We start from the raw sequence: 14,636 nt of genomic DNA, 5'->3' as shown, positions 1-14,636 counted from the left end.
CGGTCCTCGGCGGTCGTCGTCGGGAGGACCGGGGGCCGCGGGGCCGCCCGGTCCGGACGGTCCAGCTTATCGCGCGGGACCCTGCCCTGAGCTTCCAGCGAACTGGGAGTTGGCTCATGGTCGGCCCCGTCCGGTGCTCGCTACGCTGGGAGCAGTGACGTCGGGCGTGCCCGTGCCGCCCGATCCCCGACCCGACCGAAGAACGGTGGACCCATGACTCCCCAGCCTCCCCACGACCGCCCCGGGAACACTCCCGGGGACGACTCCGGCGACGGCCCCAAGGACCCCTTCCAGGAGATGCTCGAGCGTCTCATGGGGCAGAGCGGGATGAGCCCCGAGGACCTCCAGCGCGCCGGCGTGCCGGTGGACCCCCAGGCGATGTCCATGATGTTCCAGCAGATCCAGTCCATGATGGGCGCGGGGGCGTCCGAGGGCCCGGTCAACTGGAAGCTCGCCCACGACCACGCCCGGCGGATCGCCGCCGAGGGCGGCGACCCCTCCGTGACCCCCGCCCAGCGCGGCGCGGTGGAGGACGCGATGCGCCTCGCCGAGCTGTGGCTGGCCGACCACACCGAGTTCGGCCAGCCCTCGATCCTGCCCCGGGCGTGGTCCCGCGCGGAGTGGATCGAGGCCACCCAGGAGACCTGGAAGGACATGACGGGTCCGGTCGCGGAGTCCGTGACCAAGGCGCTCACCGACGCCCTCACCCAGCAGCTGCCCCCCGAGCTCTCGGCCATGATGGGCGGGGCCTCAGGCATGCTCGCCGGCGCGGGCGGCATGCTGTTCGGGATCCAGCTGGGCCAGGCCATCGGCGGACTGTCCCGCGAGGTGCTGTGCTCCACCGACATCGGGCTGCCGCTCGCGGAGGGCCGGTCCGGGCTGCTGCCGGCCAGCATCAGGGACTTCGGCGAGGGCCTGGACATCCCGGCGCAGGAGATCATGCTCTACGTCGCCGTGCGCGAGGCCGCCCACGTCCGCCTGTTCGCGGCGAACCCGTGGCTGCGCCAGCACGTGCTGGACCTCGTCAAGCGCTTCTCCGCGGGGATCCACATCGACATGGCCCGCATCGAGGAGGCCGCGCGGGAGATCGACCCGATGGACCCGTCGAGCATGCAGGAGGCCCTGTCCTCCGGGATCTTCGCCCCGCAGCAGACCCCCGACCAGGAGGTCACGCTCAAGCGGCTCGAGACCGTGCTCGCCCTCGTGGAGGGCTGGGTGCACGTGGTGACCGTCGCCGCGACCGCGAACCTGCCGTCCGCCGAGGCCCTGTCCGAGACCGTCCGGCGGCGCCGGGCCTCCGGCGGGCCCGCCGAGCACGCATTCGGCTCCCTCGTGGGGCTGGAGCTGCGCCCGCGCCGGCTGCGCGAGGCCGCCGAGTTCTGGCAGTACGTCGGCGAGCGCCGCGGCGTGCAGGACCGGGACGGGCTGTGGGACGCGGCGGAGCTGCTGCCCACCGACGAGGACCTGGACGACCCCGCGGGCTTCACCGAGCGCCGCGGGCTGCTCACCGCGTCCGAGGACGAGGTCGACGCCGCGCTCCAGCGGCTGCTCTCGGGCGGCTACGAGGGGCCCGGCGCGGACGGTGCTCCCGGTGCGGACGGCGGCCCCGGGCGGCCCGAGGGCGACGGGCCTCAGGACGGGGACGGCTCCCGCTGATCCTCCGCGGCGCCCTCCGCGGCGCCCTCCGCGGCGCCCTCCGTGCGCCGGTGCGCCCACGCCGCGCCGTCCAGGAAGGCCCTGGCCCTCTCGGCGAGGGGGTACCGGGCCTCCAGCTCCCGGAACCGGGGGCTGTGGTCGGCCTCGAGCAGGTGCGCGAGCTCGTGCACCAGCACGAAGTCGAGCACCCACTCCGGGGCCTCCTGGAGCTGCGCCGAGATCCGGATGACGCCGGTGGCGGGCGTCGCGGAGCCCCACCGGGACTGCTGCCGTCCTGACCAGCGCACGTCCGAGGGCCGGGCGCGGCCGTCGAGGTGGCGCCGCGACAGCTCCTGGGCGCGCTGCAGGAGACGGTCGTCGGAGCGCCGGTCGGCGCCCTTGGCCGCCTCGCGGCGCCGGCGCTCCACGACCCGGGGCACCAGTTCCCGGGTCCAGTGCTCGATCTCCCGCCGGGTGGCCGTCTGGGGGACCGAGAGCACCACCGTGTCCTCGCTCCAGTGGGCGGACACGGTCTTGCGCCGGCGGGCGGAGCGGCGCACGACGACCTCGGGCTGCGACGGTACGGGCATGGGGCCATTGAACACGTCACGGGCGCGGGCCGCGAAACGCCGCCCGTGGACTGTGCACGGTCCGCCGGCGTGGACTGTGGACGGCCCGCCGGCGGGCGCGCCGCGGGCCCGCCGCGGGTCACAGTGGGGGCGTCCCGTCCGCGCGTCCCGGAAGGCGTCCCGTGCCCACCACCCCGTTCCCCGGCCCGTCCCGGGCTCACCAGCAGGACCCGGGCCCGCGCGCGTCGTGCCTCGAGGGCCCCCGCCCGGACGAGGTGCACGTCCTGCTCCTGGGCCTGGACGGTCTCGCGGCGGCGCTGGCCGTGCGCCTGCTGCGCTGCGGCGTGCTCGGGCTCAACGTCAACGACTCCGCGCCCGTGACGACCGGCGATCTCGGGACCGGCGCGTACCGGCCCGCGGACGTCGGCCGCCCCCGCGAGGCGGCCCTGCGCCGGAGGCTGCGCGAGCTCGATCCCCGGTGCGCGCCGGTGAGCGCGCCCGAGCTGTTCCCCGGTGCCCTGCTGCCGGGCACCGTCGTGGTGCACAGCCTCGAGCACCCGGCCGCTCCCCCGGCCGGCCGTGCCGTGCCCGGCGCGGAGGAGCCGGAGGCGTGGCCGGGGATCGATCCCCGGCACCCGCTCGTGTCGCTGCACCGTGCCGGCGGCGTCCTGCTGCGCTGGCCCACCGTGCCCTGGGCGCACCGGCCGTGCCCGGACTGCGTGCGGGCCACGCTCGACGGCCGGGAGCCCGGCCCGGTGCCCCGCGGTCCGGACGCCGTCCTCGCCGCGTGGGCGGCGCCGGCCCACGCGGAGGCCGTCGCGGTCCGCCTGGCCGTCGAGGTGCTCCGGGTGGCCCTGGACTCGCTGTGCGACGGGCGCGGGCGGCTCCTCCCGGCCGGGGAGCGGGCCGGCGACCGGCGCGCGGCGCTCTTCGCCCCGCCGTGGCCGGAGGCCGTGTCCCGGCCGCGGCTGGACCGGAGCCGGTGCCTGTGCGGTCTCGCTCAGGAGTGAGCGCGGGCGCCGCGCGGGCGGGCCCGGCGCTGGGGCGCGCGGGCCGTGTCCGTGCCGCGCAGGGTGTCGAGGAAGCGTGAGGCCCGGCGCGTGGGCCGGCCGCCCGGGGTGCGGGAGAGGGTCCAGGAGAGCACCAGGTGCTCCCGGGCCCGCGTGATGCCCACGTAGAGCAGCCGGCGCTCCTCGTCGACCTCGTCCGCGGTCTCGGCGAAGCCGATGGGCATCAGGCCCTCGCTGAGGCCCGCCAGGAAGACGGCGTCCCACTCCAGGCCCTTGGCCGAGTGCAGGGACGCCAGGGTCACCCCGTTCATCACGGGGGCGTCCTGCTGGGCCATGCGCCGCTCGAGCTCCGCGGCGAACGCGGGCAGGACGAACTGCTCCTCGCGGGCCGCGGCCTCCGCCGCCATCCGGTCCGCGAGGGAGACGAGCGCCGCCAGGGACTCCCACCGTTCGCGCACCGCCCCCGTGGAGCGGGGCGCCCGGTCCGAGTAGCCCAGGGAGGAGAGAATGTCGCGCACCAGGCGCGTCGGCTCGTCCGTGGCCTCGGCCGCCCGCGCCGCCGTGCGCAGCTGGACCACGGCCTGCTTGACCTCCGGGCGGTTGAAGAACCGCTCCGTGCCGCGCAGCTGGAAGCCGATGCCCGCCTCCGCGAGGGCGGTCTCGAAGGCCTGCGACTGCCCGTTGGTGCGGAACAGCACGGCGATCTCGGCGGCGGGCACCCCGTCGTCGATCAGGTCCTGGATGCGCGCCGCGGTCCCGGCCGCCTCGGCCTCGTCGTCCGCGTACTCGTTCCAGGACGGGGGCGGCCCGTCCGGGCGCTGGGCCACGAGGCGCAGCGGGGTGGCCCACGCGCCGGGGGTCGCGCCCCGCTCCGGCCGGCGGGCGGCGAGCAGGCGGTTGGCCGTCTCCACGACCTGCGGGGTGGAGCGGTAGTCGCGCACGAGCTCGATGACCCGGGCCTGCGGGTGCCGGGCCGGGAACTCGAGCAGGTGCCGGGAGGTCGCACCGGTGAAGGAGTAGATCGTCTGGGAGGCGTCACCCACCACGCAGAGGTCGTCCCGGCCCCCGAGCCAGGCGTCGAGCAGGCGCTGCTGGAGCGGGGAGACGTCCTGGTACTCGTCGACGACGAAGTGGCGGTACTGCTCGCGCACGGTCGCGGCGACGCGCTCGTCCTCCTCGAGCACGGCCACCGTGAGCAGCAGGACGTCCTCGAAGTCGATGAGGTGCCGGTCGGTCTTGAGCTCCTCGTAGGACTGGTACAGGCGCTGGACCGTGCGCACGTCGTAGTTCAGGGGCATGTCCCGCCCGGCGGCCCGGGCCGGGTAGGTGTCGGGGGTCAGCATCGAGACCTTGGCCCACTCGATCTCGCCGGCGAGGTCCCGCACGGCCGCACGGTCCGTGGACAGGCGCATGTTCTGCGCGGCCTCCGTGATCAGCCGCGCCTTGTGCTCGACGAGCCCGGGCAGGGGCCCACCCACGGCCTGGGGCCAGAAGTACTGCAACTGGCGCAGGGCGGCGGCGTGGAACGTCCGCGTCTGCACCCCGGCGGCCCCCAGGCCGCGCAGCCGGTTGCGCATCTCGTTGGCGGCGCGGGCCGTGAAGGTCAGGGCCAGGACCTTCTGCGGGGTGTAGACCCCCGTGGCGATGCCGTAGGCGATCCGGTGGGTGATGGCCCGGGTCTTGCCCGTGCCGGCGCCCGCGAGCACGCACACGGGTCCGCGGAGCGTGGTCGCGACCTCCCGCTGCTCGGGGTCCAGGCCGGCGAGGATGCGCTCCTCCAGGGTCGACTCCACCTCCGTGGCGGCCTCGCCCGCGCTCACCACGCGGTCTCCGGCAGGTCCTCGCCGAGCCAGTGCGCGATGAGCGCGTGCGCGATCGAGACCCGTCCAGGGAGGGTCACCGACCCGGTGCGTGCCGCGTCCCGCAGCTGCGCCCGGGTGAACCAGCGCAGCTCCAGGATCTCCTGGCCGTCCGGGACGGCCGCGCCGGAGCGCACCACCGCCCGGCAGCCGAGCATCAGGGAGCGCGGGAACGGCCAGGGCTGGGAGCCCAGGTACTGCACGTCCCCCACGGTCAGGCCCGCCTCCTCGGCGACCTCGCGGACCACGGCCTGCTCGAGGGACTCCCCCGGCTCCACGAACCCGGCGAGCGTCGAGAACCGGTTGCCCTTCCAGAGCGCGGAGCGGCCCAGCAGCAGCCGTTCCCGCTCGGGATCGGGGTGGCCGTCGCTCACCGCCACGATGATCGCGGGGTCGGTGCGCGGGAAGTGCAGGGAGTCGTCGTTGCGGCACTGCCGGGCCCACCCGGAGCGGATCACCTCGGTGGGCTCCCCGCACTGGGGGCACCGGGGGTGGTCCCGGTGCCACAGGCCCACGGACTGGGCGGTGACGAGCAGCGAGGTGTCCGCCGCCGGGAGCACCGGGCCCAGCTCGCGCAGGCCGGCCCAGCGCAGCTCCCCCGCGCACCGGGCGGCGGCGAACTCGGCGACGGCCGCCACGAGCGGTTCGGGCACCGCGAAAGGCTCGGCCGCCGCGTCCTCGCCCCCGGGCTCGGGGGCGGCGACGGCCCGCAGCAGCACCCGGGGGCCGCGGGCGCCGTCGGCACCGGGCAGCCGGCCCAGGTAGACCTCCGGCCGGCGCGGGTCGTGGGGCACGGCGGGGAGCTCGGCCGCGGGCACCAGGACGAGGGCGCCGCCGGCGACGGGGGCGAGCCCGCCGGCGAGCACGAGCACGAGCGTGGCGGGGTCCTGGGCGGCGAGCACGCGCACGTCCTGGAGCTCGCGGTCGACGGCGTCGCGGTCGAAGGCCGTCGCCGCGAACGGCAGACGGGCCGGCGAGAGACGCTCGGGGGCGGGCACGGGGCGGGAGCCGGGGACGGGCTCGGGGAGGCTGGAGGCGGGCACGTCTCCACTGTAGCGACCCGCCCGGACCCGGGGTCCCCGGCCCGGGCGGGTGGGGACGGGCACGGCGGCCGTCCTCCACGCCGGGCCTCTTGTAGGGTGGACGCCGTGAGCACGTCCCTCGAGCACCTGGCCGCCGTCGCCGCCGCAGGCGTCCCCGGACTCGCGCCCGTGGCCGTGGGACCCTCCCCCGACGACGACGCCGACTTCCGGTCCGCCGTGGTGGTCGACGCGGCCGGCCGGCGCTGGCGGGTGCGCTCCCCGCTGAGTCCCGAGGCGAGCGTGCGCCTGGAGACCGAGCACCTGGTGCTCCGCTCCTTCACCCCGGCCGTCCGGTCCCGCCTCCCTTTCCTGGTCCCCACCGCCGCGGGCTCCGTGGCCCACGGCGACCTGCACGCCTTCGTGCACTCCCACATCGAGGGCGCCCCCCTGGACATCGACGCGCTGGCCCGCATGGCCGCGGAGCCGGACCCGGAGCACCACCGGCACGTGCCCAGCGCCGACCCGCCCCCCACGCTCACCGTGCAGCTCGGGCGGCTGCTGGCCGCGATCCACGCCCTGCCGCCCGCCCTGGTCCTGGACGCGGACCTGCCCGGCTACACCGCCGAGCAGTGCCGGCTGCGCCGGGTCGCGGAGCTGCGCCGGGCGGCCGCGACGCAGCGCGTGCCGGCCGCCCTGCTGCACCGGTGGGAAGGGGTCCTGGAGGACCGCGACGTGTGGCGGTTCGAGCCCCGCGTGGTCCACGGCGACCTGCAGGAGGACGACCTCGTGATCTCCCGCGGGCGGGTGCGCGGGGTGACCGGGTGGACCGATCTGCACGTGGGCGATCCCGCCGAGGACTTCGCGTGGCTCCTCGCGGCACGCGACGCCCGCCTCGCCGAGGGCGTGCTCGGGGCCTACGCCGCGGCCTGCCGCCGCACGTCCTTCCAGGCGCCCGACCGGGAGCCGGACCCGCACCTGCTGGACCGCGCCCGGCTGGACGCGGAGCTCGCTCTCGCCCAGTGGCTGGTGCGCGCCGTGGACCGCGGCGCGGACGACCTGGTGGCCGATGCGGAGCAGATGCTCGCCACCCTCGAGCAGGACGTCGCCCGGCTCCCGGACCCGGCACAGGGTGCCGGTGCCCCGGAGCACCCGGCGGAGCCCTCCGTGCCGAACGGGGACCAGCGCCCCCGGCCGGCCGGAGGCACCGAGAGGTCCCGACCGGCGAGCGGCCCCGAGAGCCCTCGACCGGCAGGCGGCCCCCAGGGTTCCCGTCCGGCGAACGACCCCGACAGCCCTCGTCCGGCGAGCGGCCCCGACAGCCCCCGTCCGGTGGACGGCACCGAGGGCTCCCACCGGGCGGGTGCTCCCGAGGGCCCCGCCCCGGCCGGTGCGCCCGGACCTCTCCCCGGCCGCACGCGGCGAGAGGGCACGGAGGGCCCCGCTCAGGGTCGCAGCACCACGTCGTAGGCCTCCCGGACCACCGCCTCGAGCTCCTCGGCCCCGGCGAGGTCGTGCGGGCGGACCACCTGGTCCTCGGCCACGTAGTAGAAGGCGGCGGTGACCTCCTCGAGCGGGACGTCCCGCAGCCGGGACCACGCGAGCCGGTACACGGCCAGCTGCGCCGACCGCTCCCGCAGCTCCCGCCCGGCCGGTGCCCGCCCCGTCTTCCAGTCGACCAGCTCCCACGTGCCGTCGCCGTTGCGGAAGACGGCGTCCACCCTGCCCCGCACCGTGATCCCGGCGACCGGGGTCTCGAGGGGGAACTCCACCGCGTACGGCTGCCGGTCCGCCCACGGGCTCGACCGGAACGTCGCGGTGAGCTCGGGGAGGTCGTAGGCCGCGTCGACGTAGTCGTCGGCGGTCCCGGGCAGCTCCCCGGCGTCGAAGATCGCCGAGCTGCCGTAGTACTGCTCGATCCAGGCGTGGAAGGTGGTGCCCCGCCGCGCCGCGGTCCCGGGCCGGCGCGGCATGGGCCGGCGCAGGCCCGACACGACCTCGAGCGGGTCGCGCGCGAGCGCCACGAGGGTCGACGCCGAGACGTGGGACGGCATGGGGACGGACCGCTCCGTCCGGGCGTCCTCGTGCCGGGCCAGCAGGATCTTCGCCTCCTCCGACCACCGGCGCGGGTCGGGCGCGAGCCCGTCCCGGGCCGCGACGCCGAGCAGGTCCTCGACGTCGAGGTCCGCGGTGTCCTCGAACCCGCGCTCCCGCACCGCGCGTGCGGCCCGTTCGAGCACGGCCCGGCGGCCGAGGTGCGGGGGCGGGCTCACGCGCACGGAGCTGTGCCCGCTCTCGTCCGTCACGGTCTCGGTGACCTCGGGGCCCTCCAGCGGGTCGTACGGCCACGGAGCGCTCAGCACGGTGGCCGCCGCCGGGTTGCGCGCCCCCTCGGGCACCTCGGCCCAGGGGCCGAGCCGGACGGACGGCTCGGGGCCCTCGGTCAGCGGCGCCAGCTCCGCGACGAACGCGGAGGGCCCCTGGCTCTTCGCGGCCGTGCCCCGGAAGGCGGTGCAGGACAGTTCCAGCACCTCCCGGGCCCGGGTCACGGCCACGTAGGCGAGCCGGCGCTCCTCGTCCTCGGCGTGCTGGGCGGCGAGCTCCAGGTACTCCGTGTGGGACTCCTCGAGGGCCTTCAGGTCGGTCGTGTCCACGGCCCACTGCGGCAGGAATCGGGCGTCACCGCGCAGCGGCCAGGCCAGGGTGCCGGTGTCGAGGGTCCAGCGGGAGGGCTTGTCGGTCGGGAAGTTCCCCGCGTTGAGGCCCGGGACGTAGACGTGGTCCCACTCGAGGCCCTTGGAGGCGTGCACCGTGACGAGCTGCACGGCGTCGTGCCGTGTGCTGTCCGGGCCGGGCTCGAGCCCGTTCTCCTCCGCGAGCGTGACGTCGAGCCACGCGAGGAAGGCCGAGACGTCGCTGGTCGCGGAGAACGCGGTGAAGGACTGTGCCGCCTCGTGGAAGGCGTCCAGGTTGCGCCGCGCCTGGTGGACGGCGCGGTGCGGGTGCGCGGCGACCTCGACGTCGAGGCCGAGGACCGTCTCGACCTCGTGGAGCAGGCTGGGCAGGTCGTCGGAGAGGAAGGAGCGCAGGTGCTCCAGCTCCGCCCGCAGCCTGGTCAGGCGTTCCCGCGCCGTCCCGGACAGGCGGCGGCCGTGCGCGGAGGACCAGTCGGGCCGCGGGAGGGTCTCGAGGGCCTCGATCAGCGACGCGTGGTCGGAGAGATCGGGCTCGACGAGGGCGTCCTCCTGGGTCTCCTCCGCGGTCACCGGGCTCTCGAGGTCCTCGGCCCGGCCGGCTCGCGCGGCCTCCGTACGGCGCCGTTCCAGGTGCGAGGCCCAGTCGGCGAGGGCCATGAGGTCCCGGGTGCCGATCCGCCAGCGGGCGCCCGCGAGCAGCCGCACGAGGGCGTCGGAGCGGCCGGGGTCGTCCAGCACCCGGAGGGTCGCGACGACGTCGGAGACCTCCGGCGTGCTGAGCAGCCCGCCCAGGCCCACGACCTCGTAGGGGATGCCCCGGGCGGCGAGCTCCCGGCGCACGGGCTCGATCTGGGAGCGCTTGCGGCAGAGCACCGCCATGGTGGGCATCTGGTCCTCCGGCTCGCCGCGGTGCTGCTCCCGGCAGGTCCGGACCCGCTCCGCGAGCGCGACGGCCTCCTCGACGTCGGTCGCCCACCGGCTGATCCGCACCCGCCCGGTGCCCGCTCCGGGCCGCGGGGTCAGCTCGGGCACGGCGAGGGAGGACCGGCTGCGCGCCCACGGCGGCAGGGTCCGCAGGGGCGCGGCGATGGTGTTGGCGACGTCGAGGATGCTCGCGTCGTTGCGCCACGCCGTGGTGAGGAAGCTGGGCTCCCCGTCCTGGCCGGGGGCGACCGGGAAGGAGTCGTAGAAGCCGAACAGCTGCCCGGAGGACGCCCCGCGGAAGCCGTAGATCGACTGCTGGGGGTCGCCCACGGCCATCACGGAGTGACCCCGGCCGAACAGGGCGGCGAAGAGCCGCAGCTGGGCGTGCGAGGTGTCCTGGAACTCGTCGAGCAGCACCACCCGGTGCCGCTCCCGCTCGGTCCGGCGGGCGGCCGGGTCCTGCTCCGCCAGCCGGGCCGCCGCGGAGAGCAGGTCGCCGAAGTCCATGGCCTGGGCCTCGTGCTTGCGCCGGGAGAAGTCGGCCACGAGCTCGGCGAGGACCCACGCGGTGCGCTGGTTGTCCTCGACCTTCTTCAGCTGGGCGCCCAGGGTCTTCTTCCGGCGTCCCGGGGGCGTGGTGGCCAGCGCGCCGAGCAGCTGCGACGCGAAGCGCTCCACGTCCGCCGGGTCCACGAGGTGCTCCGCGCACGCCGAGGCGAGGTCGAGGACGGCGCCGACCATCGTCGACTTCGCGGGCATGGTCTCCAGCAGCTCCCCGGTCCAGGCCTCCACGGTCTGCGCGGCGATCTGCCAGGTCCGGGCCTGGCCCAGCAGCGTGGTGTCCGGCTCGATCCCGATCCGCAGCCCGTAGTTGCGCACGAGCGTGTTGGCGTAGGAGTGGTAGGTGCTGACGGTGGGGTCCTGGGGCGCGGCCGGGAGGTCGTCCTCCTCGGCGCCCACGGGGGCGACGAGCCCCTGGGCGCGCAGCCGGGCGAGCCGGGAGCGCATGCGCTCCCCCAGTTCGCCGGCGGCCTTGCGGGTGAACGTCACGCCGAGGACCTGGTCCGGGGCGACCACGCCGTTGGCCACGAGCCAGACCACGCGGTCGACCATGGTGGCGGTCTTGCCCGAGCCCGCGCCCGCGACGACCAGCCGGGGCGTGAGCGGGGCGGAGATCACCGCGGACTGCTGCGCCGTGGGCCGGTTGCCGCCGAGAAGCTCGGCGAGCTCCTCGGGGCTGTACCGGGGCTCGACGCCGCCGTAGGGGTGCTCGGCCGTGCCGGGCGGGGTGCGGTCGCCGGGGGCGTCGGTCATGGTCGCTGTCGTCTCCTGCTGTCCGGGTGGGAGGGGTCCGGGGTCCGTCCTCACGGCTCGCTCACCTGCCGACCCTCGGCGCACAGCGGGCAGATCTGCGGCAGCTTGCACCCGTGCCCGTTGAAGGCGCCCTCGGCCTGGTCGTGGCGGGCGGTGAACCGCTCCCCGGCCACGAGCTCCGCGGCCCGGGTGATCAGCTCCCGAGCCCACGTGGCGTCCGGGTCGAGGGGGTCCTGCTGCTGCACGGAGGGGGACTTGGCCCGGGTGCCGAGCTGGACGAGCAGGGCGCCGCCGGAGAGCTCCGTCACGGTGCCGCCGGGCAGCTCGAGGACGGCCTCGTCCGCCCCGGCGACCATGGCCGTGCCCGCCCCCGCCGTCAGCGCCACCTGGTAGGCCGCCAGCTGCGGGTGCTCGGCGATCTTCGCCCCGGCCGGCTGGTTCCGTCCGGTCTTGAGGTCGACGACGACGTAGCGGCCCTGCTCGTCGAGCTCCAGGCGGTCCACGCGGCCCCGGAGCAGGGCGTCGCGCGCCCGCCCCTGGACGAGCACGCTGAAGGCGCCCTCCACGGAGGCCAGCCGGCGGCCGTGTTTGCTGCGGGCCTCCAGGACGTACTGGGCGAACTTGCGCAGCATCTGCCGGGCCCGCTCGAGCTGGACCGCGGACTCCCAGGTGTCCGGCAGGCCCAGCGTGGGCCACCGGCGCTCGAGCTCGGCGACGAGCTCGGAGCCCGCCGCCTCCGGCAGCTCCTCGGCGATGGCGTGCACGAGCGAGCCGAGGCTGCGGCTGAGGTCGGTGGCGGCCTCGGCCCGCGAGGCCGCCACGAACCAGTCGAGCGGGGACCGGTGGATGGTCTCGATCCGGGACGGGGAGACGGGCACGGGGACGCCGTCGTCGAAGACGGGCGCCGTGCTGGAGAGTTCCGCCGCGCCCCACCAGGTGTCGGGATGGGCGCCCGGCACCGGGCGCGGGGAGGAGGCGATGCGGTGGAGCAGCCGGGCCGCGGCCTCGGAGCGGACCGGGTCCTCCTCGTGCAGCTGGACCCACTGCCGCAGCTCGGCCACGAGGGCGCGCAGCGTCATGGGCCGCGGGGCGTCCACGACGACCCGGGTGCCGTCCCCGTCCCGGGATCCCGGCGGGTCGACGAGGTCCAGGAACTCCGAGGGCTGCTCGTCCTCGCCCGAGGCCGCCGTGACCACGAGCGTTCCGCAGCTGCGGGAGACCGCGGCGGAGAAGGAGCGCAGCTCGTCGTGGCGGACCTCCCGCATCCGGGTCACCGGGGTGACGCGTGCGGCCTGCTCGACGCCGAGGTCGAGCGCGTCCGTGAGCAGGTCCGCGCCCAGCAGCTGCCCGCGGAGACGGGTGTTGGGCCACACGCCCTCCTGCACGCCGGCCACGAACACCACCGGCCACTGCCGGCCCGCGGCCGTGGCCGGGGTCATGATCTCCACCGTCTCGTCGGTCGGGGCGCGGGCGGCCAGGGTGTCCATGGGCAGGTCCTGGTTGTCGATGTAGTCCAGGAACTGTGCGGGGCTCGCGCCGGGCAGGTGGTCGACGTACCGCTCGGCCGACTCGAACAGGCCCACCACGGCGTCGAGGTCGCGGTCGGCCCGCTCCCCCGCCGGGCCGCCCTCCAGCGCGCGGCGCCGCCAGGACTCGGCGACCCCGGCCGCCTCCCACAGGGCCCAGAGGACGGTCTCCGCCGTGGCGCCCTCCTCCTGGAGGGCGCCGGTCCCGGCCGAGAGCATCCGGGAGATCCTGCGGGCCGGCACGGAGCGCACCCCGGAGGCCTCGAGCGCCCCGGGGGCCACGAGGGCCTCCACGAGCAGGTCGTCGCTGGTGCGGACCCCGCCCGCGGCGAGCTCCTCCGCCCGGAGCCGCTGGCGCAGCCGGCGGACGTCCATCGGGGAGGCGCCGCCGATCCGCGAGGTCAGGAGGTCGACGGCCGCCTGGACGGTGAGGGCGCCGAAGTGCCCGTCCGCCCCGCGGTCCCCCGCCGCCCCGGCCGCCTCGGTCACGATGCGCAGGGCGCCCAGCAGGGGGCGCACCGCCGGCTCGTCCCGGACCGGCGTCTCCGCCGCGGAGGTGCTGACGGGCACGCCGAGGGCGGAGAGCTGGCGCTCGAGGCCCTCCAGGTAGCGGCCGTTGCGCACGACCACGGCCATGTCCGCCAGCGGGACCTCGTGCACGAGGTGGCGCTCGAGGACCTGGTGCGCGATCCAGCGGGCCTCGTGCAGCGGCGAGGGGAGCACCACCGTGATGACCTCGCCCTGCGGCGCACCGGCTCCCGCGCCGGCCCCCGGGCCGCCGGCCGGGGCGTGCTCCGCGCTGGCGCCCGGGGCGTGCGTGGTGGCCGGGGCGTCCGTGGCGTCCGGTGTGTTCGTCGCGTCCGGTGTGTTCGCGGCGTCCGGTGTGTTCGCGGCGTCCGCGGCGTTCTCGGGGGGCAGGAGGGTGCGGGGGTGCCGGGCCCCGGCGACGGCGGGGATCCGCTCGGCCACGCGCTGCCAGACCTCCGCGACGGCCGCAGGCATCCGCCGGCTCGTGCCCAGGGAGTGCCGCCGGAGAAGCCGTGCGGGATCGGCGAGGCGGTCGTCGAGGGTGCGCAGGAGGTCGGGCCGGGCCCCGCGGAAGCCCTGGACCACGGTGTCCGTGCAGACGGTCATGACGGTGTCCCGTCCCCGGCACAGCACCGCGAGCAGCCGGTGGATCGAGGGCGTCGCCTCGTGCAGGTCGTCCACGAGCACGAGCTCGAGCCGCTCCTGCTCGGCCCGCAGGAACTCCGGCTGCTCCTCGAGGACCCGCGCGGCCTCGGTCACGAGGACGGCGGGGTCGTAGGACTCCGGCATCCGCAGCCGGCGCACGGCCAGGTACTCGGCGCGCACCGTGGCGGCCGCCGCCCAGTCCGGGCGCTCCAGGCGCCGGGCGAGGGCGCGGAGGTCGTCGGGGGCGAGGTCGTACTCGGACATCCGGTCGAAGAGCTCGCGCACCTCCTGGCGGAAGCCGCGGGTGCCCAGGGCCTCCCGGAGGTCGGGGGGCCACACGACGGCGGCCCCGAGGCCGGCGGCGTGCCCGGCCATGAGCTCGCCGATGAGCACGTCCTGCTCCGGGCCGGACAGCAGCTTGGGGCCGTGCGCGACGCCCGGGAGCAGCCCCTCGTTCTGCGCCCGCCGGAGGAGGTCGAAGGCGTAGGACTGCCAGGCCCGCACGGGCGGGGAGCTCATGGTCGCGGCGACCGCGGCCGTGAGGTCGTCCCGCAGCCGGGCGGCCGCGAGCCGGGACGGCGTGAGCACGAGCAGCCGGTCCGGGTCGAGGCCGTGGCCGATCCGGCGCGCCGCCAGTTCCACGAGCACGCGGGTCCGCCCGGTCCCGGGACCGCCCAGCACGAGCCGGGGGCCGCACCCGGCCGGCAGCGCGGCGATCTCCTCCTGCTCGGGGCCGGGCCGCCACGCGGTGCGCTCCGGCGCGGAGCCGTTCGGGGGCACCAGGTTCCAGCGCACGGCTCCGGGCACGGCGGAGCTCGTGGCGGGGGTGCTGTCCTCGGTGTGCCGCATGGATCCCATCCCATCACGGGACTCCGACGGTCTAAGCCCGCCGCTCCCGTGCGCGCCGGAGG

General features: G+C 76.7%; 8 protein-coding genes. 3 read left to right on the top strand and 5 right to left on the bottom strand.

Annotated elements, in window-relative coordinates:
* Positions 1-213 precede the first annotated feature (213 nt).
* Complete coding sequence (locus tag RCG67_RS08125; RefSeq protein WP_368825658.1) at positions 214-1,656, top strand: zinc-dependent metalloprotease; 1,443 nt, start codon at positions 214-216, stop codon at positions 1,654-1,656.
* Here RCG67_RS08125 and RCG67_RS08120 read toward each other — a convergent pair.
* The gene (locus RCG67_RS08120; RefSeq protein ID WP_368825657.1) at positions 1,632-2,225 is read right to left on the bottom strand and encodes a M48 metallopeptidase family protein; all 594 of its coding nucleotides are present in this window, start codon (positions 2,223-2,225) and stop codon (positions 1,632-1,634) included. The genes RCG67_RS08125 and RCG67_RS08120 overlap by 25 nt on opposite strands.
* Positions 2,226-2,386: 161 nt before the next feature.
* Here RCG67_RS08120 and RCG67_RS08115 point away from each other — a divergent pair, with 161 nt between their 5' ends.
* On the top strand, positions 2,387-3,214 hold the full coding sequence (locus RCG67_RS08115) for a hypothetical protein (protein ID WP_368825656.1): 828 nt from the start codon (positions 2,387-2,389) through the stop codon (positions 3,212-3,214).
* Here the strand turns inward: RCG67_RS08115 and RCG67_RS08110 are convergent.
* On the bottom strand, positions 3,205-5,034 hold the full coding sequence (locus RCG67_RS08110; protein ID WP_438612651.1) for an ATP-dependent helicase: 1,830 nt from the start codon (positions 5,032-5,034) through the stop codon (positions 3,205-3,207). The two genes, RCG67_RS08115 and RCG67_RS08110, sit on opposite strands and share 10 nt — an antisense overlap.
* Positions 5,031-6,116, bottom strand: coding sequence for an NAD(+) diphosphatase (gene nudC, locus RCG67_RS08105; protein WP_368825654.1), 1,086 nt, complete (start codon positions 6,114-6,116; stop codon positions 5,031-5,033). The genes RCG67_RS08110 and nudC overlap by 4 nt, the downstream gene beginning before the upstream one ends.
* A 105-nt stretch (positions 6,117-6,221) precedes the next feature.
* Between nudC and RCG67_RS08100 the strand changes: the two genes are divergently transcribed.
* Positions 6,222-7,562: a phosphotransferase gene (locus RCG67_RS08100; protein ID WP_368825653.1), complete on the top strand. Its 1,341-nt coding sequence runs from the start codon at positions 6,222-6,224 to the stop codon at positions 7,560-7,562.
* Here the strand turns inward: RCG67_RS08100 and RCG67_RS08095 are convergent.
* Both RCG67_RS08095 and RCG67_RS08090 read right to left on the bottom strand, forming a co-directional pair.
* Entirely contained in the window at positions 7,538-11,026 is a 3,489-nt protein-coding gene (locus tag RCG67_RS08095; protein ID WP_368825652.1) for an ATP-dependent helicase, read from the bottom strand. The two genes, RCG67_RS08100 and RCG67_RS08095, sit on opposite strands and share 25 nt — an antisense overlap.
* A 50-nt stretch (positions 11,027-11,076) precedes the next feature.
* A complete protein-coding gene (locus RCG67_RS08090; protein ID WP_368825651.1) occupies positions 11,077-14,574 on the bottom strand; it encodes an ATP-dependent helicase in 3,498 nt (1,165 codons plus the stop codon).
* Positions 14,575-14,636: the final 62 nt, after the last annotated feature.

The sequence above is a fragment of the Kocuria cellulosilytica genome (assembly GCF_040981245.1).
In the GTDB taxonomy this organism is placed as follows: domain Bacteria; phylum Actinomycetota; class Actinomycetes; order Actinomycetales; family Micrococcaceae; genus Kocuria; species Kocuria cellulosilytica.
This window is presented reverse-complemented; position numbering and strand designations above follow the sequence as displayed.